This is a genomic window from Streptomyces sp. NPDC050732 (assembly GCF_040654255.1).
Classification (GTDB): domain Bacteria; phylum Actinomycetota; class Actinomycetes; order Streptomycetales; family Streptomycetaceae; genus Streptomyces.
This window is the reverse complement of the sequence record NZ_JBFAHP010000006.1, coordinates 74,201-96,808: the sequence shown is the minus strand read 5'-3', so window position 1 is coordinate 96,808 and position 22,608 is coordinate 74,201. Positions and strand designations below refer to the sequence as shown.

The window sequence follows — 22,608 nt, the reverse complement described above, 5'->3', positions numbered from 1 at the left end:
GCTTACGAGTTGCTCACCCCGGCGACACGTGTCCGGGCGGCCGTGGAGCCGGCGGGCGGCGCCGTCCGGCCCAGAGCGCCAGGACCACCGAACACACCGCGGCGAACGCGCACCACGTCGAGATGTACTCCTGCCGCCACAGCGCGAAGGACACCGCGGCACCGACGGTGACGAGGACGCCGAACAGGACGAGACCTCGGTCGCCGGACAGGAGGAGCGAGCCGATGGTGGCGAGGAGATAGCCGACGACGATCAGCTCTGCCCGCGGGAGCCCCACGGAGTATCCGACGGTGTGTCCCCGGATCTCGGCCGTCACCGTGCGGGTCGCCAGGGCGGACGCGAGCGCGGCCGCCGTCGCGACCCCCACCGCCAGCGGCAGGAGCAGTCGGCGCCGGGCGCTCGGCGGCGCGGCGCACAGCACGGCCGCCGGTACCCACAGCGCCAGCAGCGGCAGCGCGACGACGGCCCAGGCGAGGGTGGCGGGCCCGGTGCCGCCGTCGTTGCGCCAGACCTCGGCCTCGATGATCTGGTGGGCGCCCAGGAGGAGCGGCAGCGCGGCGAGCGGCAGGTCGCGGGGGCGCCGGGCGGCCAGGGCGACCGAGACGACTCCCACCGCCGCGATGCCCGTGCCCGCGACGAGGTCGGCCGTGGCGCTCCAGCACATGCGGCAACGCTACGGCCACCGGGGCGCGGCGGCGCGCCGGACTCCGCCGCGGGGTGGCGGGTCAGCGCACCGGGAAGCCGAAGGTGTAGCCCTGCTCCTTGAGCCGGGGGAGGAGGCGGCGCAGGGCCTCGACGGTCTGGGTGCGGTCACCGCCCGCGTCGTGGAAGAGGAGCGTCGGCCCGTTGGGCAGCTCCCGCTCGACGGTGGCGACGATGGCGTCCGTACCCGGGCGTTCGAAGTCCTTGGTGTCCACGTTCCAGCCGAGCGGGCGCATGCCCCGGGAAGCGGCGAGCTTGCGGCTGTGCGGGGTGAAGGCACCGCCGGGCGCGCGGTAGTACATCGGGCGTACGCCCCCGGACGCCTTGGTGATCATGCGTTCGGCGTCGAGTATCTGCCGGGACTGGTAGGCCTGGGAGTCCTTGTCCATGGACGTGTTGTGCGACACCGAGTGGTCGCACAGCCGGTGCCCGGCCGCGACGACCTTCTTCACGAGGTCGGGGTGGGCCTGCGCCTGCGTCCCCACCATGCAGAACGTGGCCTTCACCCCGTACTCCCGCAGCAGGTCGAGCACGCGCGGGGTCCATACGGGGTCGGGGCCGTCGTCGATGGTGATGTTGATGCCGCGCTTCCCCTTCTCCGAGGCGTGCGCGATGGTCGCCGCGACGGGCTCGACGGCACTGCCCGGCTTGGCCGGCGCGGCCGCCTCGGGTGCGGAGTCGCCCGCGGAACCGGCCTGCGCGGTCCACACCGAGGCACCGGTGGCGAGCATCGTCACCCCGAGCGCCGCCCCGACCACCTTGCCGTACCAGCCCCGCCCGCCGCCGTGCCGTGCCATGTCCGCCCCTTTGCGCAGTCTCTCGCCGATCCCCGGTCACCTTGTGACCACCCGGCAGGACGAGGAACGTCGGCGGAGGGATGCGTCTGTTACCGATCACGGACAATTCCGAGAGAAATCACGGACAACTCGGCGCGGGCGACGATGCCGGTTCTGGACGTGACGTCAACTTGTGCGTGGCGGGCGCCATATGGTGCTGCTCCCCGGGGTGGCGTCGGCCGCCGCTTCCCCGTGCGGCATCGAAGGGGCGGCCGGGCCCGCGCCATTGGCCCTCCGCGTCGGCGAGCGGTCCGACGGCGTCGTCCGGCCCGCCGTCTGCCTCGGCGAGCAGGGCGCGGCACACGGTCAGGGGGGCGCGGGCGGCGGACGCGTCCCGCTGCTCGGTTCCGGCGGCGGCGAATTCGGCGACGAGCCGTCGGGCCCGCGCCGTCTGCCCGCTGCCGTGCAGGGCTGCCACGGCGGTGGGCGCCACCTCGGCGGCCCTCACGCAACCGCCCGTCCTGGCGGGCGGCCTGCGCGAGATCGCGGCGGGCCCCGGGGGCATCGCGCAGCACGTGCAGCGCCGTCAGCTCGCGCAGTTCCGACCCGTACTCCGCCCCGGAGGCGCCGACCCGCACGCCCGGGGCGGCGTCTCCGGGGCGTTCAGTGCTTCAGGGGCAGCCGGTGCCAGGTCAGGTCGTGCAGGGTGGCGTCCGTGACCGTCAGGGTGAGGAACGTGCAGTACGGCTGGCGCCTGCGGTCCGTGGGGGAGCCGGGGTTGAGGAGCCGCAGGCCGCCGGGGGCCTCGGTGTCCCAGGGGATGTGGCTGTGGCCGAACACGAGCACGTCCAGGTCGGGGAAGCGCTCGGCGCACCGGCGTTCGCGCCCGGCGGCCGGCCCGGTCTCGTGGACGACACCGAACCGGAGCCCCGCCAGCTCGGCCCGCTCGACCTCGGCGAGCCGACGGCGCAGCGGCGGGCCGTCGTTGTTGCCGTACACGGCGATCAGCCGGCGCGACCGGGACTCGAACAGATCGAGCGTGGCCTCGTCGATCCAGTCCCCGGCGTGGATCACCACATCCGCCCGGTCCATCTCGGTCAGCAGGTCGTCGGGCAGACGCTTCGCCCGTGCCGGGACATGCGTGTCGGAGGTCAGCAGCAGCCGCATGGGGGCAAGCGTAGGCCGGTGCGTGGCCCCGCGCGTCTGGAGCGTGGAGAGGGGGGTGGAGCGGGGTGGCGGAAGGGTTACGAGGGGGCACGGTCGGAGGACGGCCAGACGTAGGGCAGGTCGTCGGGGACGTCCGGGAAGAGGGGGGAGTAGATCTCCGGTGCCTTGCGCACCAGGGCCGACTGATGGCTGCGGTGGAAGGCCGCGTCTCCCAGCCAGGGAGGCAGCTCGCCGTCGTCGGCCAGCTCCTCCCGCGCTCGCACGGAGGCGCCGGGACGATGCCGGGTGAAGTCGGTGACCAGGGTGGCGGCACAGGTGTCGGGGCGTCCCTCCGCCACCCACACCGCGCACACGTCCAGGCCGTAGCGGACCAGGGCCTCCTCGTAGCCGGTCCACATGCGCACCGCGGGGTGGTGCCGCCATCCGTAGCCGGGCACGGTCAGGCCGCGCAGCACCTGAAGGGCCTCGACCCGCTGTTTGCCCAGGCGGGCCCGGTCAAGGACCGCGGCGGAGCGCGTGAAGTCGGAGTAGGGGAGGAAGGTCTGCACGTGGAATGCCTACCGCGGCGGACCCGATCCCACCCCTCCCGGTACGGCCCCGCCCCTCCGCACGGCGTCCCGCCCGCCCGCGCGGTCCGTCCCAGCCGCTCGTTCCAAGGTGTGGGCATCTGTGCTGGTCAACGGCCGTTCCGGCGTTCCAGCATTCCGTACCACCGGACTTTTGTGGCGGCCGGGACGGATCACGGCCCAGGCTGTGGATCGTCCGAGCGACTCGCCGGACGAACCACTCACCGCACTCATGGAGTTCTCGATGCGCTCACGTCTTGCCACCCGTACCGCTCGTCTCGCCCTGACCGCCGTCGCCACCGCGGCCCTCGCCACCACCGCCGCCGGTACCGCCCTCGCGGTCGGCGGTCAGAGCAAGGCCCCCGTCGAGCAGCTCTGCGGGACCAACGACCTGACGTTCAAGGTCACCGAGAAGACCCAGGCCGGTGGCTACCTCCTCGTGACCGCCAAGGCCAGGCCGGGCATCACCTGCTACCTGGAGGGCACCATCCCGTCCGCCGCGTTCGGCTCCCACCCCGACCGGCAGGTGGCCCCCGTCGAGCAGGCCGTCACCGAAACCGTCAAGCTCTCCGGTTCCACCGCCGCCTACGCCGGCATCAACCCCAAGTCGACCAACGACAACGACGGCGCGGAGTTCGACCAGCTGATCATCGCCGTCGCCGGGGACGAGGAGGGTGCCGTCTCCGTCCGTCTTCCCAGCACGACCCTGGTCGACAAGCCGCTGAGCACCAACTGGCACGCCGACCCGGCCGACGCCGGTCCGTTCAGCAGCTGACTCCAGCAGCGGTGTCATCGGTATTTCGGGGGGAGCGCAGGTCGAAACGTTTCTCCTGGTTTCACCATATTGTCGTATTTATGTCCTCGGTCTTGTCATGCGCTCCGGTTGTGCACATAGCTAGGTGGTGCGACCACTTCCTCGCCCCGGGGCTCCCGATGAGTCCCGGGCAGGTCGACGGAGCCCAGTGCGCCGTCGACCAGGGAAGGGGGCGTCAATCCTCAACCCGAGGAGAAGTCATGAAGAAGGCCTACGAAGCACCGGCACTCGTCCGGCTCGGGACATTCCGGAAGAAGACCGGGCTGCTGCAGCGGTCCGGCAACGACCGGCTCATCCTGAGCAAGAACTGACGACCGACGGTCCTTGACCCGACGTCATGACTGAATCGCACGAGAGTGCGGGGACGGGCCCCGGCGACGCGCATTTCGCGGTCTTCACCGACCGCGAGGACGCGGCCGCCGTGGCCCGGTCCTTCACCCACTCCGGAACACGCGGAACACTCGAAACGCGCGAAACACGCGAAACGCGCGTCCTGGAACACCCGTCGGGCCGGCCCTGGCTGGTGGGGCAGTGGGACGACCAGGAGATCGTCACGGCACGCGCCGGACGCACCGCACTGGCCGTCGTCGGCTGCTGCCCCGTCGACCCCGCCGAACTGGAGGCCAGGGCGGGCCGGTTGCGCGACCTGGCGGAGCTGGACGCGCTGGCCCGCTCCCTGCCCGGCAGCTTCCACCTCGTCGCCGCCATGGACGGACGGCTCAGGGTGCAGGGCACCGCGTCCGGGCTCCGGCTGGTCTTCCACGCCGCCGTGGACGGCGTGCGGGTGGCCGCCACCCGCGCCGACGTCCTCGCCGCCGCGCTGGGCCACGACCCCGACGAGGAGCAGCTCGCCGTCCGGCTGCTGTGGCCGGTGCCCTACCCGCTGTCCGAGACGTCCCTGTGGCGTGCCGTCACCGCCGTACCACCGGAGGACGCGCTGATCGTCGACGCGGACGGGCGGACCGTACGCCACGCGCGGTGGTGGACCCCACCGGAGCCGGTGCGGACGCTCGCCGACGGCGCCCCGGCGGTCCGCGAGGCCCTCGTCGCGGCCGTCGACGCCCGCACCCGGCAGGGCGGTGTGGTCAGCTGCGACCTGTCCGGCGGCCTGGACTCCACGTCCATCTGCTTCCTGGCCGACCGGTCGCCCGCCAAGGTGGTGGCCAGCACGTGGCCGGGGCGCGACCCGGCCGACACCGACCTGCACTGGGCGGAGCAGGCGACGAAGCACCTGCCGGACGTCGAGCACGTGGTGTGGGACGCCGACGCCTCCCCGCTGGTCTACGACGACCTGCTGGGCATCGACGACCTGCTGGACGAACCGACCATCGGCGTCATGGACCGTTCGCGGGTGCTGCACCACCTGCCGGGAATGGCGGAACGCGGCAGCCGGCTGCATCTCACGGGCATCGGCGGCGACCACGTGGCCTGGTGCTCCGAGGCGTACTACCACCGACTGGCGCGCACCCGCCCGCTGTTCGCGCTGCGACAGCTGCGCGGCTTCCGGGCCCTGTGGCAGTGGCCGCTCGGCGCCACGGCCCGTGCCCTGGCCGACTCCCGCCCGTACGGCGGGTTCCTCGCCGACGCGGCAGGCACCCTTCGCGCACCGCTCCCCGCCACGGCCACCACCAGCCTCGGCTGGGGCATGCCCCCACGCCTCTTCGACTGGGTCACCCCCGACGCCGAGCACATGGCCCGGCGGGCGCTGCGGGAAGCAGCCGCGACGGCCGCGCCGCTGCACCCGGACCGCGGCCTGCACACCGACCTGGAACAGATCCGCTCCTGCACGCGCATCATCCGCCAGTGGGACCGGATGGCGGCCCGCGCCGGCGTGCCCATGGCATCGCCGTTCCTCGACGACCGGGTCATCGAGGCCTGCCTCGCGATCCGGCCGGCCGAACGCGTCACGCCCTGGGCGTACAAGCCCGTCCTCACCACCGCGATGCGCGGCATCGTGCCCGAGACCTGCCTGCGGCGCACCACCAAGGCCGCCGCCGCCATGGACGCGGCCGACGGCCTGCGACGGCACCGCGCCGACCTGCTGGCCCTCTGGGAGGACTCCCGGCTGGAGCGGCTCGGCCTGGTCGACGGCGAGGCGCTGCGCCACCTCGCGCAGCGCCCCTCCGCCCCCGGGCTGCGCGACGCGATCCTCTACTCCACCATCGCCGCCGAAGTATGGCTGCGCGGCTCGTCCCCCGCACGCACCCGTTGAGCCCGTGCCCACCGGGCCCGCCCGCCACCGGAGAAAGGCAGTCACCCACCATGGCACTGCGGTTCGGCCCCGACGTCTCCACCACGGAGACCGACTACGGCACCGTCCTCCTGGACCAGCGCAGCGGAAACTACTGGGAGCTCAACCCCACCGGCACCCTGGTGGTGAAGACCCTCCTCGGCGGCGGCGACGAAACGGCCGCCGTCGACGCGCTCGTCACGGAGTTCGACATCGGCCGGACCCGCGCCGAGCAGGACGTCACGGCGCTCGTGCGGGAGCTCCGGGAGTCGGGGCTGGCCTCATGACGACACCGAGCGCCCTGGAACGGCCCACGGGCGTCCCCTTCGCCCGCCGGCTCGCCGCCCGCCTCGTGCTGCTCCCCGCCGTCGTGCTCTCGTTCCTGCCCCCGCGCCGGATCCGTGCCGTCCTGGCTGTCGTTCGGCGCGGAGCCGCGCCGGCCACCGCCGCACAGGCCAAGAGCGCCCGGGACGCGATGTGCGCGGTCAGCCTGCTCTGCGCCGGCCCGAAAGGCTGTCTGCCCCGCTCGCTGGGCGCCGCCCTGCTGTGCCGGCTGACGGGCGGCTGGGCCACGTGGTGCACCGGGGCGAGCGTGGTGCCGCCCTTCAACGCGCACGCGTGGATCGAGGCGGAGGGCCGCCCCGTCGGTGAGGACGTGCCCGACGGCTACTTCGCACGGCTGATCGCGGTGGAGCCGCCGACCGCGAACCGGCCGCCCCGCCGATGACGGACTCCCGGACGCAGCCGGACCGCCACGCGCGGGAGGAGCCCCCCGTGAAGGCGCCGGGCCGCTCCACACGGGCCGCGGTGGCCACCATGTACCGGCTCACCGCCGGGCACCGGCCCTCCGTCGTCGTGGCCACCGTGCTCACCCTCGTCGGCTCCGCCCTCGGTCTCGCCCAGCCCCTCGTCGCCCAGCAGATCGTGGACGCGAGCGGGCACGGGCGGGCTTACTGGCCCCTGTTGCTCGTCCTGGCCGCCCTGTTCGTCAGTGAGGCGGCCACCGGCGCCGTCGGCCGCTTCGTCCTGGAGCGCATGGGCGAAAGAGTCGTACGACAACTCCGCCACGGCCTGGTCGCGCGGCTGCTGCGGCTGGAGATGCGGGAGTACGACCGGCATCGCACCGGCGACCTGATCTCCCGCGTGACCACCGACACCACCCTGCTGCGGGAAGTGGTCTCCCAGGCCCTCGTCGACCTCGTCACGGGAGCCCTCGTCGCGGCCGGCGCGATCGCCCTCATGATGTGGATCGACCCGCTGCTGCTGGCCCTGGTCGCCCTGACCGTCGCCATCGCGGCCGCGGTCGTGGCCTCGCTCCTGAAGGGCATCCGTGCCGCGTCGGAGCACATGCAGACCTCCGTCGGCGCGCTCGCCGCCGACCTCGAACGCGCGCTCGGCGCCCTGCCGATGGTCCGCGTCCACCGGGCCGAGGACCGCGAAGCGCGCCGCATCGGTGAGCGCGTCGAGTCCGCTCACGACGCGGGCGTGCGGACCGCGAAACTCGCGTCCGTGATGAGCCCCGCCGTCGAACTCGCCGTCCAGGGCTCCTTCCTGCTCGTCCTGGTCATCGGCGGCCTGCGCGTCACAGGCCACGCCAACTCCCTCGGCGACCTCGTGGCCTTCCTGCTGTACGCCTCCTACCTCGTCCTGCCCCTGTCCTCGGTCTTCCGCGCGGTCGGCCTGATCCAGCGCGGCATGGGCGCCTACCAGCGCATCGAGGAAGCCCTGCATCTGCCCGCCGAGCCCGCACCGGCCGGCCGCCTTTCCGTACGAGCCCGCACCAGCGAGGCCACATCGCACGACGCACCCGCCCTCGAACTGCGGGACCTCACCTTCGGCTACGACCCCGCCCGGCCGGTCCTGCGCGGCGTCACCTTCTCCGTGCCCCACCGGCGCCAGACGGCCCTGGTCGGCCGGTCGGGCGCCGGAAAGAGCACGATCTTCGCCCTGGTGGCCAGGTTCTACGAACCGGACTCCGGAACCCTGCTCTTCGACGGGCGGCCCGCCACCGAACTCACCCGCGCGGAATGCCGCGCGCGGATCGCCGTCGTCGACCAGAACACCCATGTCGTCCACGGCACCCTGCGCGACAACATCACCTACGCCGTGCCCGACGCCACCGACGCCGAAGTGCGCCGCGTCATCGAGCTGGCCCAACTCGACCATGTCGTACGGCGGTTGAGCGGCGGCCTGGCCGGCATGCTCGGCGACCGGGGCAACACCCTCTCGGGAGGCGAGCGCCAACGCGTCGCCCTGGCCCGCGCCCTGCTCGCCCGCCCCGCCCTGCTCCTGCTCGACGAACCCACCTCCCACCTCGACGCCATCAACGAGACGGCGCTCACCACGGTGATGAAGGACGTCGCGCAGGAATGCGCCCTCCTGGTGATCGCACACCGGCTCTCCACCGTCCAGTACGCCGACCGCATCGTCGTACTGGACAGCGGCCGCGCCACCGCCCACGGACACCACGAGGAGCTGCTCACCGCCAGCCCCCTCTACCGCGAACTGGCGGCCGGCCAGATACTCCGCCCGGCCGCCGGCAAAGATCACTCCACCGGACCTCCGGGCGACACTTCCGCCCCCGCGTGCCAGTTGTGCCTCGCGTCACCACTCCCACGCGAAGGCAGGGACTCACCCGGATGAACATCACCCGTACCGTCACCAGGGCCGCGGTCGCGGCCGCGCTGACCACCGCACTCTCGACCGGGGCCGCCGCCACCGGCATGGCCGCCCCCGCCGGACCGGACAAGGCGGGTGCCCGGACCGCAGCCGCCGAGCGGCCGGGGGACGGGTGGACCGGGGAAGGCGGGCTGACGCTCAGCCCGGCCGACAACGAACGGGTCGACGACTACATCCAGGACGCCCGTCGGGCCGAGCGGGGCATCAGCCCCCAGGTGCGGTCCGCGGCCTGGATCGCCGGTGCCGAGGTGATCGGCTTCGAGAACCGGCTGAAGTCCCCGGACTCCCTCAAGCGCAAGGTCGCCACCTCCCTCAAGGAACACCCCGGGCAGAGCGCCGAGGCCGCCCTCGCCACCCTCAACGACGCGGTGCGCTACACCCTGCAGTGGCGCGAGGACGAGTACACGGACGGCGTGACGACCGCCGCGCAGCTGCTCTCTTCGTGGGGCAACGAGAGCACGAAGTGGACCAACACCTGGGGCCGCGCACAGGGATACAAGGGACTCAACACCGGCTGGCGCGCCCCACGTTCCGGGCAGCGCTTCGAAGTCCAGTTCCACACCCCCGCCAGCAAGTGGGCCCAGGAAGCCACCCACACGCTCTACGAGGAACAGCGCCTCCCCGGTACCGGCTCCGAGCGGAAGAAGGAACTCCAGAAGCAGCAGAACGCCCTCTTCGCCGCCGTGCCCGTCCCGGCCGGCGCGGACCGCCTGACCGCGCCTCTCGCACCCCGGGTGCCCGTACCCCTGGTGTGAGCGCCTGTCCGGCCCGCGTACCGGAACATCGGTACGCGGGCCGGACATACGCGGCCCTGACGGGCGCCATGCCGTTTCCCTACGGGTTTTCCCTGCCGCCACCGGCCTCCCCGACCGCGACGTACACCCAGCCGCCGTACCGCGTCAGCACGCGGTGGCGGGCGGCGCCCTCCTGGATCGGCTCCCACGGGTGGCGCAGGACCATGCTGGTGTCGCCGCCGAAGGGGGCGATCATCGGGCCGAGCGCGGGGATCAGCCGGTCCGGCCACCAGCGGGGCAGCCGGTAGTCGAGGACCACCCAGCGGCCGCCGGGTGCGAGCGCCTCGTAGCCGCGTTCGATCACCTTGGCGTACTCGCTGATGAGGGTCAGCGAGAAGCAGGCGGTGATGCCGCGTACGTTCTCCGGATAGTCATAGGTCGTCAGGTCGGCCTGCACCAGGGAGACTTGGGAGAGCCCGGCGCGCCGCACCCGGTCCTCCGCCTGTTCCAGCATGGCGTCGGTGAGGTCCACGCCTATCACCCGGCCGGTCGGGCCCACGGCCTCGGCGAGCAGCGGCAGATTGTGGCCGGTGCCGCAGCCGGCGTCGACGACGGTGTCGCCGGGGCGCAGGGCGAGCTGCTCCAGAGCGAGGTGCTTGTAGGCCATCGTGCGCTGGCCGATGAGGTAGAGGCGGTTGGAGGTCAGGTCGTAGCGCTTGGCCCGTTTGCGGTAGACCTGCACCATGCGTTCGGACTCGGCGGTCATGGGCGTTCCTCGGGTAGGCGGGCCGGCGGGCGGGGTGGTCGGTGACGTCGGGTTCCTCGGGCCGCGCAGCACCGAGGCCAGCACTCTCGGCCGGAACACGGCCTGCGGCGGGGCCAGCAGGTGGGTCATGTCGAGCAGGGCCATGGCCGCGGCCCGGTCGGTGGTCGCCACCTTCAGGAGCCGGTCGGTGTAGCGCTTGCCGAGCCGCGCGGCGAGCGGCAGCGGACCGTCGGAGGCTCCCGGGTACGCCAGGTCGGCGTTGCCCGACAGCATCCACGCCGCCTCCACGCAGTCGGCGACCGGCTTGCGCAGCGGGGCGGTCAGGCCGGCCGGGATGCGGTCGGCACCGGCAGGCACGGTCCGCTCCAGGGCCCCGCGCAGCACGAGCGCGCTCATGCCGGCGACGGAGATGCCCTGTCCGTAGGCGGGGTTGAAGGCGCCGACGGCGTCGCCGAGCACGAGGAAGCGGTCGGGCCAGCGCGTCAGCCGTTCGTAGTGGCGCCAGCGGTTCTCCGTACGGCCGGAGCCGTACACGTCGCCGAGGGGTTTCGCGTCGCGGATCGCGTCGTACAGGGCGGTGCTGCGCAGCCGCTTGGCGAAGTCGACGAAGCCCGCGTGGTCGAGCGGCGGACGCTCGCCGCCGAGGCCGGCCACGGAGACCATCCAGCGGCCGTTCTCGATGGGGTTGAGGATGCCCGAGCGGGGCTCCTCCGGTGTGGACTGGAGCAGGATGCACTTCCAGTCGGCGGTGTGCCCGGGGGCGGGTTCGAGGACGCAGGTGGAGTAGGCGCAACCGGCGTCGACGACGCTCTCCTCGGGCGTGCCGTAGCCGAGGTCCCGGAGCCAGGCCGGGGCCCGGGAGCCGCGACCGGTGGCGTCCACGACCAAGTCGGCGCCCTGCTCGTACGGTTGGCCCCCACCGGCGCGCGCCGCGGAGCCCCGGTCGCGGAGCAGCACCCCGCGGACCGAGTCGCCCTGTCCGGCGACGAGGCCCACGGCCTCCGTCTCCTCCAGGACCTCCACGGTGGGCAGGCGCCGCAGCCGGCGGCGGACGGCCCAGTCGAGGAGGTCGCGCGAGCCGGACAGGACCGTGTGCGGGCCCTCGAAACGGTCCACCCAGCCGCCGGGCACCATGAGCAGCATGTCCTGCGGCATGCGGACCTCGACCATGCCCAGGTCGCGCAGCTCGCCCAGGAGCCCGGGGAAGAGCTGTTCGAGGGCGCGCTGGCCCGCGCCCAGCAGGTTGTGGGTGTGGCGGGCCTGGGGCACGCCGCGGCGCCAGCGCGGTTCGTCCGGGTAGCGGTCGCGTTCGACGAGCGTGACCCGGCCCACGTGCGGGGCCAGTGCGGCCGCCGCGCAGAGTCCGGCGAGGCTGCCGCCGAGGACCACGGCGTGGCCGCCGGCCGGTGGACGGGTGCTGCGGTCCGTCATGTGCTGTCCCCTCCTCTCGGCTCAGCGCTCACGGGCGGGGCACCTGCGGTCGAGCCACTCGTGGGCGGCGGCGTACCAACTCGGCGCGGTGCGGTGGACGTTGAGGGAGTGCGCGGCGTCGGGGACGACGAACGCCTCGATGTCGGTGGCGCCGGTGTAGAACTTCCGCTCGTACGCGACGACGGACGCGGCGTCCTCGGTGGAGGCGTCACCGCCACCGAAGAGGCGGTCCTCCCGGCCGACGACCAGCAGGACGGGCACCTGGACCTCGGCGGCCACCTCCGGCTGGTAGATGGCGTCCAGGGTGAAGCCCTCCCCGGCGGTCACCGTCGACTTGGTGTCCTCGTGCCAGGCGGACGCACCGGGGTCCATGCCGGCCGGGTGCTCGTACAGGGCGGCGCGGCGGCCGGGGCGGGTGGTCAGGTAGTTCTCCGGCGGGTTCGTCGGGGCGAGCGCCTCGTCCTCGGCGGCCGGGTACAGGGCGGGCATCGCCTCCGGGTAGAGCGGGCCGATGGCGTGCAGCAGTCCGGTGACCACCAGGGCGTCCAGATCGCGGTGGCGGGCCGCCTCGATCAGGGCGATGCCGGAGCCCAAGGAGTGGCCGACGGCGACCACGCGGCGGAAGGCGGGCCGTCCCGGTGCGCCTCGGCGCAAGGCGGTCACCACCTGGTGCACGGCCTCGACGTTGCTCTCGACCGTGACCTGCTCGGCCGGCGGGTGCTCGCTCGCGCCGGTGCCGGGGCGGTCGAGGGCGAGGACGGCGTAGCCCTCGCCGAGCGCGTGCCGGGTGTAGTCGAGGGCGCCGGGAGCGGCCCAGTAGCGGCGGTCGTAGGTGAGCCCCGGCAGCAGCAGGAGGACGGTGTCGGGCGCCTCGCCGGGCGGCAGGGACAGTTCCGCGTCGAGCCGCCAGGTGGTGCCGGGGGCGTGCGGAGGGGTCACGTCGAAGGTGACGGAGCTCATGCGAATTGCACCCTTCTACTGTCCGGATTCTCGATGCGGTTCAGCGGTTCCAAGGTCAGCTCCTCGCTCCCACGGGCCCGGCCGCGCGGACGTCCGCCGAAACCTGGCGGAAGCACAGCGGTGTCTCCGGCCGCAGGCCCAGGTCGGGGCCCGTCACCAGGTCGTCGACGGCGATCAGCACGTTGTAGTGGTTGGGGAAGTGGCAGGAGTCGAAGCCGAGCACGGTGCCCGCGAGGCGGCCGTCGACCCACACCTCGTCGCCCCGGTCGATCACCCCGGCGCCCTGGATCTCGGCGAAGCCGAGGAAGCCGACCCGGTCGATGCGGGATTCGGGCGGGCTGTCGGCCTGGTCGGTGGTGACGAGTTCGTGCACCTCGCCGGCGCGCACGCAGCGGCTGGTGAACTCCTCCAGGCGCATGCCACGGTCGTCGCGGCGGTGGGTCAGCACCTTCACCACCGTGGCGTGCACGGTGCGTTTGCCGCCGTCCTCGTCCGGGTTCACCGGGTGGCTCCTTCCGCGCGGTAGACGGCGTCGACGAGTTCGAGGGCGGCGAGGCCGTCGCGGGAGGCGTCCTGCCCGCCGCGGAGCCGGGTGTCGAAGTCGGTGAGCACGCCGACGTACTCGTGCCAGAGCGAGCCCTTGAACTCGGGGTGCCCGTCGAGCATGTCGGCGAACAGCCGGGTGCCGTCCCGGAGTTCGACAGTGACGTCCTTGACCTCGCCCTCGTAGGACCAGTCGAGTTCGACCCGGGCGGTGACCCCGGCCGTCGAGCGCAGGTCGACCGAGGCCTGTCGGTCGGTGCCCAGCTCGTCGCGGACGACCTGGGCCCCTGTCAGTTCGACGTCGCCGAGGAAGAGCCGCACCAGGTCGAAGGCGTTGGGGCCGTTGTCGGCCACGCAGCCGCCGCCGCAGCGTTCGGCGTCGAGGTACCAGCGGTCGCTGCCCGCGTGCTCCTCGATGCGTTCGAGGTAGCGGACGGTGAGGGAGGCGACGGGGGAGCCGGCCGCCGAGACGTCGTCGAGCAGGCGCAGGACCGCGGAGTTGTAGCGGCGGTGGAAGGAGGTGAAGAGGGTGACGTCCTTCTCCCCGGCCAGCGAGGTGAGCGCGCGGCCGTCCTCGACCCGGATGGCGAGCGGCTTCTCCACACAGACCGCGACGCCCGCGGCGAGGGCGTCCCCGCACACGGTGGCGTGCGCGTCGTTGGGGACGTTCACGACGACCGCGTCCACGTCGGCGTCGGCGAGGAGTTCGGCGTGCCCGGTGTAGCACTTGGCGACGTTCCGGAACGGCTCCAGGGCGGCGGGCCGCAGATCGCACACGGCGGTGAGATCGAGGCCCGGCAGCCGGTCGAAGCCGGCGACATAGAACTTCGAGATGACACCCAGGCCGATGAGGCCGACGCGGGTCCGCTCCGCCGGACGGCGGGTCACCGGACACCCGCCGAGGGAAGAGCGTCCTGGGCCGGGACCGGCTCGGGGAACGCGAGGTCCTGTTCGGCGGCGAGCGCGGTCAGTTCGGCGTGACACCGGCCGGACAGCGGGACGCCGTGCGCCCTGCGGTGCGCCGCGGTCAGTTCCTCGGGCCGTCCGGGGTAGCTCACCGGGCGGGCGGGGTCGAGGGGCGGGCAGTCGAGGAGCGCTCCGAAGAGGCCGTCGGCCTCGGCGCGGAAGTCCGGGCCGGGGCGGAGCGCGCCGGGGGCCAGGACGAGGGCGGTGAGGCCGATGTCGTCGTCGCGCCCGGAGGGCCGCCCGTCGCCGGTCAGGGCCTCCGGGGCGGGGCCGAGCCCGGCGCCGGGCACCAGCGCGGCGAGCACCTCGACCATCAGACCGAGCCCGTACCCCTTGAAGGCGCCGGTGGCGGGGTCACCGCCGAGCCAGCGCAGGAAGCCCTCACCGGCGTCCAGGGCATGGGGGTCGGTCACCGGACGGCCCTCGGCGTCCTCAAGCCAGCCCTCCGGTATCGGCTCCCCGGCGCGGGCGGCGGCCCGCACCTTGCCGGTCGGCACCACGGTGGTGCTCATGTCGAGGACGTACGGCGGCCGGTCGCCGGCGGGCGCGGCGACGCTGAACGGGTTGGTGCCGAGCATCGCGGCGCGGCCGCCCGGCGGGCGGGCGATGCGCTGGCGGCCGCAGTTGGAGGCGAGGAAGGCCACCATGCCGCGCCGGGCTATCCGGGCCGTGTGATGTCCCGCGCAGCCGAAGTGGGTGGCGTCGCGCATGGTCACCAGGGCGATGCCGGTCTGCGCGGCGCGGTCGGCGGCCAACTCCAGCGCCTCGGTCGCGGCCCACAGGCCGAGGGAGCGGCGCCCGTCGAGGAGGACGGCGGCACCGGTGTCGGTGATCTTCTCCGGCTCCGCGGTGGCGTCGATGCGGCCCGCGTCGAGGGCGGGCAGGTAGAGCCGGGTGAGGTTGGCCAGGCCGTGCGAGGTGAGTCCGGTGAGATCGCCGTGGACGAGGGCCTCCGCGGCGGTGCGGGCCCGGTCCTGCCGCACCCCGCGGCCGGCGAGGACCTCGGCGCTGAAGGCCACGAGGGCGTCGTACGGGACGGTCACCCCGTCGTGCGGCGGGGCATCGGTCGACTGGGTCACTGTCGCTTTCCTCCTGTGGTGGCGTGCCGCCGGGCGGCGAAGCGGACGAGGATGCCGCTCACCGCCCCGGCGAAGGCTTCGAGATCGGCCAGGTCGGCGTACTCCCCGGCCGCGTGCGCGTGGTTGCGGTCGAGGTCGCCGGGGCCGAGGACGGCGGTGTGCGCGCCGGGCAGGCCCGCCATCCACATCGCGTCGCAGGTGAACGCGGGTTCGTCGGCGGGCCATCGGGAAGGCCCGCCGTCCCGCGTCAGCAGGTCGAAGGACCAGGGGTCGTCCAGAGGCGGGAGCGCGGGCAGCCCGCGCTTGTGCCACTCGACGCGGGTGATCGCGGCGGCGTCCGCGGCGGTGCGGGCCAGGTCCCGGTGGGTCCGGTAGGCCTCGGCGAACTCCCTCACCCCGTCGGCCACTTCGCGTTCCAGGCGGGCGGCCAGGGCCTGTCCCGTGGCGGAGTCCGGGTAGGAGCAGTTGAGCAGCAGTCGGCCGGTCCCGTACACCCGGTTGTGGAGGTGCCCGGTGTGCAGGCCCGCGACGCAGACCTGGCCGCCGTCCGCGTGCTCCGGGAGCCGGGCGGCGAGGCGCTGCGCGAGGTGCCCGAGCAGGACGGTGGCGTTGTGCCCGGCGGCGGGCCGGTCGTCGATGGCGTCGTCACCGTCGACCCGGACGCAGGCGGTCATCGCGGCCGTGGACCGCGTCAGCAGCCGCATCCCGGTGGGCTCGCAGAACAGGTTGAGCCTGCCGTACCAGCCGCGGCGGATCAGCGGGCGGGTGCCGAACACCCCCATGGCGCCGCCCTCTTCACCGGCCACCGCCTGGATGAGCACGCGGGTGCCTGCGAGCAGGTCGGGGGCGGCGTCGAGCGCCGAGCGGACCCCGGCCAGCAGGGCCACGGCGGGGCCCTTGGCGTCGATCGCGCCGCGCCCGGTGAAACGCTCCCCGTCGAACCCGACCGGTTCGACACCCGCGACGGTGTCGAGGTGCACGTTGAACATCACCGTGTCCGCCTGCGGCAGTTCGGGGCCGGCGGCGAGGACCAGCGAGGGCTGTACGGTCAGGAAGCCGGGGTCGTCCGCCACGGCCCGCCGCACGGCGAGCGGCACCTGGTCGTCCGTCAGCTCGGCCGCTTCGGCGGCGGCGTGGTGCACGGCCTCGAACCCCAGAGGGCGCGCGGCATCCGCGTAGGCGCGCTGGGCCTCCCTCAGCCGGGGCTCGCCCTCGCCCTCCAGTGGGCCGACGGTGGGGAGTTCGAGGAGGTGCAGGAGCAGGGCGTGATCGGCGCGGGTCAGTCGCGTCATCGGACGGCCTCCCGGTCGGGGGCCCCAGGGGCGGGCAGCCGCGCGGCCAGGGACTCCAGGGCGCGGCCGTACCGCACGAACTCGGCCGTGCCGTCGCTGCCCGCGTCGGTACGGCCCTCGTGCGGGCGGACCGTGCGGTGGGGCTCGATGGTCCAGGTGCCGGTGTAGCCGTGGTCGAGCAGGAGCCGCAGACAGTCGGCGACCCGGCAACTGCCCTCTCCGGGCAGGGTGTAGACCGCCTCACCGCCCTCGGGCCTGGCGTCCTTGATCTGCACGTGGTCCACCCACGTGACGAGTTCGGTGAGCACGTCGTACGCCTCGTAGCCGTACGCCACGCCATTGCCGGTGTCGAACAGCAGCCGCAGCGCCGGGCTGTCGACCTCCGCCAGCAGCCGCAGCGCGCGGGCCGGGTCGGCGCCGGCCCAGCCCGCGCAGTTCTCGTGCAGCAGGACAAGACCGGCGTCCTCGGCCTGCCGGGCCAGGCGCGTCAGCCGGCCGATCGTGCGGCGGGCCCACTCCGGCTCGTCGAGCGGGGCGCCGGGGTCGTTCGGGTAGGACATCACGCGGACGTACCGGGTGCCGAGCGCGGCGCACCGCGGGGCGAGGCGCTCCAACTCGCCGCGGTCCAGCTCGAAGTCGCCGGTGACGGGGCGGGCCCAGTTGGCGATGCGGGAGTTGACGCACACCACGTCGAGGCGCGCCTCGCGCAGGGCTGCGGCGACCCGGTCGAACGCGGCGTCGTCGAGGTCGGCGAGGGCGGTGCCGTCGATGTCGCGCAGCTCGATCGCGGACCAGCCGAGAAGCTGATGGGCGCGGATCTGGCCGGCGAGGTCGGGGGCGGCCTCGTCGCCGATGCCCGCGTAGCGGATGCCGGGCGGCGGCGAGAGGCGGGGCTCCCCGGCGGGGTGCCGGGGCCCCGTTCCGCCCCGGGGCCCCGCTTCGGCCCGCGGCGATCCCGTGTCATCCCGCATGGCTCACCTGCCGACCGCCGGGCCCGGCGGGGGAGTGGGGGTCGGCCGGGCCGGGCCGCCGGGTCGTGTCCTTGGCGTCGGCGAGCAGCTCCACCACGCGGGCGGAGAGGCGCAGTTGGGCTGCCAGGTCGGTGCCGTCGCGCAGGGCGCGGTAGGTGTCGACGAAATAGGCGGACAGCGCGTCGTCGGGGAAGACCTCCCACGTCTCGGGGCGGCCGGTGCGGCTGAACCGCAGCTGGGCGTAGTGGTCGTCCTCGCCGTTGGGGTAGTGCGCGACCGCACGGCCGTCGGTGAACTCCAGCTGGACACGGCGCTCGCGGACCGGGGCGGTGAGGTCCGAGACGATCCGGCTGGTCGCCTCCTGGTGCCGGAAGACCAGCTCGGCGCGGCCCATGCCGGGGATGGTGGTGTCACCGATCCGCATGTCGGTCAGCTCGGCGGCGGCCAGGACGGCATCCCCGGCGAGCCGAAGACAGAGCCCGAGGGAGTGCGGGGGTTCCACATCGAACGCGGTGGGGTGGCCGCCGTCGGTCAGCGTGCGGCTCATGCGCGGCTTGCTCTGCCGTATGTCGATGGAGCGCAGCTCGCCGAGTGCGCCCTCGGCGACGACGCGTTCGAGCCGTGCGGTCAGCGCGCTGGCCAGCCAGGGGGCGACGATCGCCAGGCGCAGCCCCTCGGCGCGGGCGAGGGCGAGGATCTCGTGGACGGACTGACGGTCGACCGCCAGGGGCTTCTCCACGATGATCCGGCGGAACCCCGCGGCGGCCAGTTCGTGCAGCAGGCCGAGGCGGGCCACGGGCGGGGTGCACAGGTGCACGACGGTGTGCTCGGGGTCCAGCAGGGTGCGGGCCTCGGCGATCGAGGCGACGGGGCGCAGGCCCTCGGCCCGTGCGGCCGCCGCGGGGGCCGGCGGGTCGAGCGTCAGGACGGGGGCGGGGTCGAAGAGGTCCGTGTGTCGCCCGGCGGCGCGCAGCTTGCGCAGGACCGCCCAGTGCAGCCCGAGGCCCGCCCGCCCGAGCCCGATGATCAGTGTTCGGTCCATGCCGGTGCGGTTCCTTTCGGTGGTTCCGGTGCGGTCCAGTGGCGCCGGTGCGCCTCAGCGATCCCGGTACGCCACGCGCGTGGTGAGGTCCATGAGTTCGGTGCGCCAGCGGGGTACCAGAGGCGCGTCGGCGAGCGCTTCGCGCGCCTGGTCGACGAGGTCCGCGATGCGCTGCTCGACCTCGTCGGCCACACCGGTCGTGACGAGCAGCTCGCGCATTCTGGCCGCGCCGTCGGGGGCGGCGGGGGTGGCGGCGAGCTCCCGGATCCGGTCGTCCCGGCGTACGGCGAGGCTCAGCAGATAGCTCATCTTGAAACGGTCGAGGTCGAGACCGGCGGGTTTGCCGGTGTCGTCGGCGTCACCGAAGGCGTCGATGAGGTCGTCCCTGAGCTGGAACGCCTCGCCCAGCGGCAGGCCGTACCTCTCGAAGACGGCGGCGAGATCGGGCCGGCCCGCGAGGGCGGAGCCGAGCTGGAGGGGGCGCTGGATGGTGTAGCGGCCGGACTTGCAGACCGCGATCCAGCGGGAGAGCTCCGGGTCGGCCACGCCCTCGGCGGCGACGGTGATGTCGAGGTACTGGCCGACGGTGACCTCGACCCGGGTCTCGTCCCACACCGCCTGGGCCGCCGCGGGCAGGGAGTGGGCGAGCCGGTCGGCGTAGACGTGCGCGAGGTCGGCGGCGAGGTTGGCGATGCCCTCTCCGTAGCGCCGCGGTTCACCGCGCAGCAGGCGTGCCCGGTGCTCCTTGGCGTGCCGTTCGTGCGCGGTGACGGCGCCCCGGCGCAGTGGCGAGTCGTCGAGGACGTCGTCACGCAACAAGGCGAAGGTGTGCAGGAGTTCGAGGGCGGCGGCCGCGTCGACGGCCTTGTCGTGGCCGGGGGCGCCGCCGGCGGCGAGGTGGCCGAGGAGACAGAAGCGGGGGCGCAGCAGCTTGCCCTTGGCGGTGGTGATGGCGGTGACGCTGTCGACGAACGCGGCACAGCGCTGATCCACCGCGGTCCAGCGCGCGCTCTCCTGGGTGAGGACGGTGTCGATGCGCTCCTGGACGGCCTCCAGCGACCGGGTCAGCACGCCGTCGTCGTTCATGCGGTGCCTTTCGTTCGGGAGGGCGGAGGTCCGCACACGATGTCCTCGACGCGGGTGCTTTCGGATTCTCCGTGCTCGGCAGGAAAAGCAGTGTTCACACGAGGCGCCGCCGACTTGTCCGGTCCTCCGGAATCGCCATGAAATCTCAAAGAGAGCACATCCTCTGTCACCCGCTCATCGGACTCTGGTACGTGATGCGGAAACGCGGCGGTACCCTGGAAAAGCTGCGGTGAGGGGGCGTTCCGTGTCAAGCGACGGCCCCTCCCGGCCCCTTGTCGAGGCCGGTTCTCGATCTTCAACCACCCTGCCTGACCTGGTAGTTCGTGACCCCCTGTGGTCCGGCATGACTGATACTTGCCGGTCCCCCCTCCCCGGTCCCGGCAAGGGTTTGTCATTGCCGCCGGGAAATCGACCGGCTTAGCTTCGCACATCCATATCTCCGTCCTGCTACACGGAGGACTGTGTGATCACCCCTGCCCGGAGCACCGACCGAAATGCGGAACGAGAAATCGGAGACCCGGTTCCGTTCTTCACCCAGGCCGACACATTCAACGACTGTTGGCCGGACATCAAGCGCCACCTGAACGAGATGTTCGACCGTGGAAAGTACTCCCACGGCCGGCAGGTCGCGGAATTGGAAAAGGCGCTCGCCGCGTACACGGGAGCACGGCACGTGGTGGCGGTGAACAGCGGGACGGACGCCCTCGTCCTGCTGCTGCGAGCCTGCGGTGTCGCCCCCGGCGACGAGGTCGTCGTGCCGGCCTTCAGCTTCGCCGCCACGGCCACTTCGGTGGCGCTGGCCCGCGCCAAGCCGGTGTTCGCCGACATCGAACCGGACAGCTACTCGCTGGACCCGCGGTCCGCCGAGGCGGTCATCACCCCGCGTACCAAGGCGATCATGCCGGTGCACCTGTTCTGGCAGCTCGCCGACATGGGCGCCCTCGGCGCCCTGGCGGAGCGGCACGGCGTGAAGGTGGTGGAGGACAGCGCGGAGGCGATCGGCATGCGCCGCGACGGCGTGCACGCAGGACTGCTGGGCGACGCCGGTGTCCTGTCGTTCTTCCCCACCAAGACCCTGGGCGCGCTGGGCGACGCGGGCGCCGTCCTGACGGACGATCCGGAGATCGCCGAACAGGTGGCGATCCTGCGCCACCACGGCCGGATGGGCCGCACCGTGGACCACATCGCCGGCATCTCCAACCTCTCGGGAGCCTCCGGCACCAACAGCAAGATGGATGACATCCAGGCATCCGTGCTGCTCGGCAAGTTGCCCCGGCTCGACGCGGCGATCGACCGCCGCAAGGAACTGGCGGCGGCGTACACCGAGCAGCTGCGCGACATGCCGGGCGTCCTGCGGGTACCCACGGTGGTCGACCGCGGCGCGGTCGCGGACCCGGTCTTCTATGTGTACGTGATCGAGGTGGAGCGGCGGGACGCCCTGGTGGAGCACCTCACCCGGGAGGGCATCGGCACCGAGGTCTTCTACCCCATCCCGCTCCACCTCCAGCCCTGCTTCGCCGAACTGGGCCACCGCCGGGGCGACTTCCCGAACGCGGAGGCGGCCTGCGAGCGCACCGTCGCCCTCCCCTTCCACCCCGACCTCGCCCTCGACGAAGTGCACCGGGTGTGCGAGGCCGTCCGCCGCTTCTACACGGGGGCCGCATCATGAGGACTCTGCCCTTCTTTCCCCCCGATCTCTTCGAGGAGGACCGCGAGGCGCTGCTTTCGACCGTGCACGAGCTGGGCACGGGCCCCGGCCAGCGGTTCATCCTCGGCGAGCGCACCGCCGAACTGGAGGCGGCGCTGCGCGACATGACCGGCGCCGGCCACGTCATCGCCTGCGCCAGCGGCACCGGAGGGCTTGAACTGTCCGTGCGCGCGCTGGGCATCGGGCCGGGCGACGAGGTGATCGTGCCCGCCTTCTGCTGCCAGCCCGTGGCCAGTTCGGTGGCGAACACCGGGGCCACCCCGGTCTTCGCCGACATCGACCCGTGGACGATGGTCCTGGACCCCGACGCCACCAAGTCGTTGATCACCGAGCGCACGAAGGCGCTGATGCCGGCCCATGTCTTCTCGATCATGGCGGACATGGAGCAGCTGGGGGCGATCGCCCGCGAGCACGGTGTCGCACTGATCGAGGACGCGGCAGTCGCCCAGGGCGCCGTCCTCGACGGACGGCCCGCCGGGCGGTGGGGCGACCTCGGTGTCTTCTCCTTCTTCCAGGTCAAGGCGTTCGGCACGGCGGGCGAGGGCGGGGTGGTCCTCACCGACGACCCCGAACTGGCGCGTACCGTCCGGATGCTGCGCAACCACGGGCAGGACGGCGTCCACCGCTTCCTGCACCACCGGATCGGTCAGAACAACCGGTTCGACGAGGTGCTCGCCGCCTTCCAGCTGGACCGGCTGCCCGGCTTCGCGGACCGGCTGGAACGCCGCGCGCGGATCGCCGACTACTACACCGAGCGCTTCGAGCCGCTGCGCGACCGCGGAGTGCTCGCGCCGCCCGCCGGACGCAACGGCCGCTGCTACTACGTCTATTCGCTCCTCGTCGACCGCCGCGAGGACCTGCGCTCCTACCTGACGGAACGCCAGATCGGCAGCCACATCTACTACCCCGTGCCGCTGCCCCGGCAGCCCGCCTTCGCACCGTGGGCCGCACCGGACGGCAGCTGGCCTCACGCCGAGCTGGCCTCCGCACGCAACCTGGCCATCCCGATCTGGCCCCACCTCAGCGACGCCGAGGTCGAATTCATCGCCGACACGGTCTGCGAGTTCTACGCATGAGTACGCGGCAGCAGCCCATG

General features: G+C 73.2%; 23 protein-coding genes. 9 read left to right on the top strand and 14 right to left on the bottom strand.

The features are described 5' to 3' along the window. Positions 1 to 13: 13 nt before the first annotated feature. From AB0H82_RS07385 to AB0H82_RS07365, 5 genes are all read right to left on the bottom strand, one after another. On the bottom strand, positions 14 to 664 hold the full coding sequence (locus AB0H82_RS07385) for a DUF6629 family protein (RefSeq protein WP_362989801.1): 651 nt from the start codon (positions 662 to 664) through the stop codon (positions 14 to 16). Positions 665 to 725: 61 nt separating this feature from the next. After that, entirely contained in the window at positions 726 to 1,499 is a 774-nt protein-coding gene (locus AB0H82_RS07380; protein ID WP_362989799.1) for a polysaccharide deacetylase family protein, read from the bottom strand. Between the two features lie 118 nt (positions 1,500 to 1,617). Then, positions 1,618 to 1,986 (bottom strand): hypothetical protein, encoded by a 369-nt coding sequence (locus tag AB0H82_RS07375; RefSeq protein ID WP_362989797.1) that lies wholly within the window; start codon positions 1,984 to 1,986, stop codon positions 1,618 to 1,620. 155 nt (positions 1,987 to 2,141) lie between these two features. Then, on the bottom strand, positions 2,142 to 2,645 hold the full coding sequence (locus tag AB0H82_RS07370; protein WP_362989795.1) for a metallophosphoesterase: 504 nt from the start codon (positions 2,643 to 2,645) through the stop codon (positions 2,142 to 2,144). 77 nt (positions 2,646 to 2,722) lie between these two features. Continuing rightward, complete coding sequence (locus tag AB0H82_RS07365; RefSeq protein WP_362989793.1) at positions 2,723 to 3,193, bottom strand: MSMEG_6728 family protein; 471 nt, start codon at positions 3,191 to 3,193, stop codon at positions 2,723 to 2,725. A 262-nt stretch (positions 3,194 to 3,455) separates the two neighbouring features. On the opposite strand from AB0H82_RS07365, the gene AB0H82_RS07360 reads away from it, so the two are divergent. The 7 genes from AB0H82_RS07360 to AB0H82_RS07330 all read left to right on the top strand — a co-directional run bounded on the left by AB0H82_RS07360 (position 3,456) and on the right by AB0H82_RS07330 (position 9,689). Then, entirely contained in the window at positions 3,456 to 3,986 is a 531-nt protein-coding gene (locus AB0H82_RS07360; RefSeq protein WP_362989791.1) for a DUF4232 domain-containing protein, read from the top strand. A 239-nt stretch (positions 3,987 to 4,225) separates the two neighbouring features. After that, positions 4,226 to 4,336 (top strand): keywimysin-related RiPP, encoded by a 111-nt coding sequence (locus tag AB0H82_RS07355; RefSeq protein ID WP_107098009.1) that lies wholly within the window; start codon positions 4,226 to 4,228, stop codon positions 4,334 to 4,336. A gap of 26 nt (positions 4,337 to 4,362) precedes the next feature. Beyond that, complete coding sequence (locus AB0H82_RS07350; protein ID WP_362989789.1) at positions 4,363 to 6,237, top strand: lasso peptide isopeptide bond-forming cyclase; 1,875 nt, start codon at positions 4,363 to 4,365, stop codon at positions 6,235 to 6,237. Positions 6,238 to 6,287: 50 nt separating this feature from the next. Further along, positions 6,288 to 6,542, top strand: coding sequence for a lasso peptide biosynthesis PqqD family chaperone (locus tag AB0H82_RS07345; RefSeq protein WP_362989787.1), 255 nt, complete (start codon positions 6,288 to 6,290; stop codon positions 6,540 to 6,542). Further along, positions 6,539 to 6,982: a lasso peptide biosynthesis B2 protein gene (locus tag AB0H82_RS07340; RefSeq protein ID WP_362989785.1), complete on the top strand. Its 444-nt coding sequence runs from the start codon at positions 6,539 to 6,541 to the stop codon at positions 6,980 to 6,982. The genes AB0H82_RS07345 and AB0H82_RS07340 overlap by 4 nt, the downstream gene beginning before the upstream one ends. Positions 6,983 to 7,071: 89 nt before the next feature. Continuing rightward, complete coding sequence (locus AB0H82_RS07335) at positions 7,072 to 8,898, top strand: ABC transporter ATP-binding protein (RefSeq protein WP_362990054.1); 1,827 nt, start codon at positions 7,072 to 7,074, stop codon at positions 8,896 to 8,898. After that, positions 8,895 to 9,689 (top strand): ATP nucleotide 3'-pyrophosphokinase, encoded by a 795-nt coding sequence (locus tag AB0H82_RS07330; protein WP_362989783.1) that lies wholly within the window; start codon positions 8,895 to 8,897, stop codon positions 9,687 to 9,689. Before AB0H82_RS07335 ends, AB0H82_RS07330 begins: the two co-directional genes overlap by 4 nt. A gap of 79 nt (positions 9,690 to 9,768) precedes the next feature. Here AB0H82_RS07330 and AB0H82_RS07325 read toward each other — a convergent pair whose 3' ends face one another. The 9 genes from AB0H82_RS07325 to AB0H82_RS07285 are packed head-to-tail and all read right to left on the bottom strand — an operon-like array spanning position 9,769 to position 19,804. Then, positions 9,769 to 11,865, bottom strand: a complete 2,097-nt coding sequence (locus AB0H82_RS07325; RefSeq protein WP_362989781.1) for a methyltransferase domain-containing protein — start codon at positions 11,863 to 11,865, stop codon at positions 9,769 to 9,771. 21 nt (positions 11,866 to 11,886) lie between these two features. Continuing rightward, on the bottom strand, positions 11,887 to 12,825 hold the full coding sequence (locus AB0H82_RS07320; protein WP_362989780.1) for an alpha/beta fold hydrolase: 939 nt from the start codon (positions 12,823 to 12,825) through the stop codon (positions 11,887 to 11,889). Between the two features lie 55 nt (positions 12,826 to 12,880). Continuing rightward, a complete protein-coding gene (locus tag AB0H82_RS07315) occupies positions 12,881 to 13,327 on the bottom strand; it encodes a hypothetical protein (protein ID WP_362989778.1) in 447 nt (148 codons plus the stop codon). Continuing rightward, positions 13,324 to 14,256: a Gfo/Idh/MocA family oxidoreductase gene (locus AB0H82_RS07310; protein WP_362989776.1), complete on the bottom strand. Its 933-nt coding sequence runs from the start codon at positions 14,254 to 14,256 to the stop codon at positions 13,324 to 13,326. Before AB0H82_RS07310 ends, AB0H82_RS07315 begins: the two co-directional genes overlap by 4 nt. Next, positions 14,253 to 15,413 carry an Ldh family oxidoreductase gene (locus tag AB0H82_RS07305; RefSeq protein ID WP_362989774.1) on the bottom strand — a complete coding sequence of 387 codons (1,161 nt, stop codon included), beginning with the start codon at positions 15,411 to 15,413 and terminating at the stop codon, positions 14,253 to 14,255. Before AB0H82_RS07305 ends, AB0H82_RS07310 begins: the two co-directional genes overlap by 4 nt. Beyond that, on the bottom strand, positions 15,410 to 16,705 hold the full coding sequence (locus tag AB0H82_RS07300) for a M20/M25/M40 family metallo-hydrolase (protein WP_362989772.1): 1,296 nt from the start codon (positions 16,703 to 16,705) through the stop codon (positions 15,410 to 15,412). The genes AB0H82_RS07305 and AB0H82_RS07300 overlap by 4 nt, the downstream gene beginning before the upstream one ends. Beyond that, a complete protein-coding gene (locus AB0H82_RS07295) occupies positions 16,702 to 17,676 on the bottom strand; it encodes a sugar phosphate isomerase/epimerase family protein (RefSeq protein WP_362989770.1) in 975 nt (324 codons plus the stop codon). Before AB0H82_RS07295 ends, AB0H82_RS07300 begins: the two co-directional genes overlap by 4 nt. Next, positions 17,666 to 18,718, bottom strand: coding sequence for a Gfo/Idh/MocA family oxidoreductase (locus AB0H82_RS07290; RefSeq protein ID WP_362989768.1), 1,053 nt, complete (start codon positions 18,716 to 18,718; stop codon positions 17,666 to 17,668). Before AB0H82_RS07290 ends, AB0H82_RS07295 begins: the two co-directional genes overlap by 11 nt. A gap of 54 nt (positions 18,719 to 18,772) precedes the next feature. Continuing rightward, on the bottom strand, positions 18,773 to 19,804 hold the full coding sequence (locus AB0H82_RS07285; protein ID WP_362989766.1) for a polyprenyl synthetase family protein: 1,032 nt from the start codon (positions 19,802 to 19,804) through the stop codon (positions 18,773 to 18,775). A 463-nt stretch (positions 19,805 to 20,267) separates the two neighbouring features. On the opposite strand from AB0H82_RS07285, the gene AB0H82_RS07280 reads away from it, so the two are divergent. Together AB0H82_RS07280 and AB0H82_RS07275 are read left to right on the top strand one after the other, a co-directional pair. Continuing rightward, positions 20,268 to 21,473 carry a DegT/DnrJ/EryC1/StrS family aminotransferase gene (locus tag AB0H82_RS07280; protein WP_362989764.1) on the top strand — a complete coding sequence of 402 codons (1,206 nt, stop codon included), beginning with the start codon at positions 20,268 to 20,270 and terminating at the stop codon, positions 21,471 to 21,473. Further along, positions 21,470 to 22,588, top strand: a complete 1,119-nt coding sequence (locus tag AB0H82_RS07275; RefSeq protein ID WP_362989763.1) for a DegT/DnrJ/EryC1/StrS family aminotransferase — start codon at positions 21,470 to 21,472, stop codon at positions 22,586 to 22,588. Before AB0H82_RS07280 ends, AB0H82_RS07275 begins: the two co-directional genes overlap by 4 nt. The last annotated feature ends 20 nt before the right edge of the window (positions 22,589 to 22,608 follow it).

Bases quoted from the DNA above. Each gene is read 5' to 3' on its own strand.
- AB0H82_RS07385 (WP_362989801.1), bottom strand. From the start codon at position 664: ATGTGCTGGAGCGCCACGGCCGACCTCGTCGCGGGCACGGGCATCGCG.
- AB0H82_RS07380 (WP_362989799.1), bottom strand. From the start codon at position 1,499: ATGGCACGGCACGGCGGCGGGCGGGGCTGGTACGGCAAGGTGGTCGGG.
- AB0H82_RS07370 (WP_362989795.1), bottom strand. From the start codon at position 2,645: ATGCGGCTGCTGCTGACCTCCGACACGCATGTCCCGGCACGGGCGAAG.
- AB0H82_RS07360 (WP_362989791.1), top strand. From the start codon at position 3,456: ATGCGCTCACGTCTTGCCACCCGTACCGCTCGTCTCGCCCTGACCGCC.
- AB0H82_RS07355 (WP_107098009.1), top strand. From the start codon at position 4,226: ATGAAGAAGGCCTACGAAGCACCGGCACTCGTCCGGCTCGGGACATTC.
- AB0H82_RS07350 (WP_362989789.1), top strand. From the start codon at position 4,363: ATGACTGAATCGCACGAGAGTGCGGGGACGGGCCCCGGCGACGCGCAT.
- AB0H82_RS07345 (WP_362989787.1), top strand. From the start codon at position 6,288: ATGGCACTGCGGTTCGGCCCCGACGTCTCCACCACGGAGACCGACTAC.
- AB0H82_RS07340 (WP_362989785.1), top strand. From the start codon at position 6,539: ATGACGACACCGAGCGCCCTGGAACGGCCCACGGGCGTCCCCTTCGCC.
- AB0H82_RS07335 (WP_362990054.1), top strand. From the start codon at position 7,072: ATGTACCGGCTCACCGCCGGGCACCGGCCCTCCGTCGTCGTGGCCACC.
- AB0H82_RS07330 (WP_362989783.1), top strand. From the start codon at position 8,895: ATGAACATCACCCGTACCGTCACCAGGGCCGCGGTCGCGGCCGCGCTG.
- AB0H82_RS07325 (WP_362989781.1), bottom strand. From the start codon at position 11,865: ATGACGGACCGCAGCACCCGTCCACCGGCCGGCGGCCACGCCGTGGTC.
- AB0H82_RS07320 (WP_362989780.1), bottom strand. From the start codon at position 12,825: ATGAGCTCCGTCACCTTCGACGTGACCCCTCCGCACGCCCCCGGCACC.
- AB0H82_RS07300 (WP_362989772.1), bottom strand. From the start codon at position 16,705: ATGACGCGACTGACCCGCGCCGATCACGCCCTGCTCCTGCACCTCCTC.
- AB0H82_RS07295 (WP_362989770.1), bottom strand. From the start codon at position 17,676: ATGCGGGATGACACGGGATCGCCGCGGGCCGAAGCGGGGCCCCGGGGC.
- AB0H82_RS07290 (WP_362989768.1), bottom strand. From the start codon at position 18,718: ATGGACCGAACACTGATCATCGGGCTCGGGCGGGCGGGCCTCGGGCTG.
- AB0H82_RS07285 (WP_362989766.1), bottom strand. From the start codon at position 19,804: ATGAACGACGACGGCGTGCTGACCCGGTCGCTGGAGGCCGTCCAGGAG.
- AB0H82_RS07275 (WP_362989763.1), top strand. From the start codon at position 21,470: ATGAGGACTCTGCCCTTCTTTCCCCCCGATCTCTTCGAGGAGGACCGC.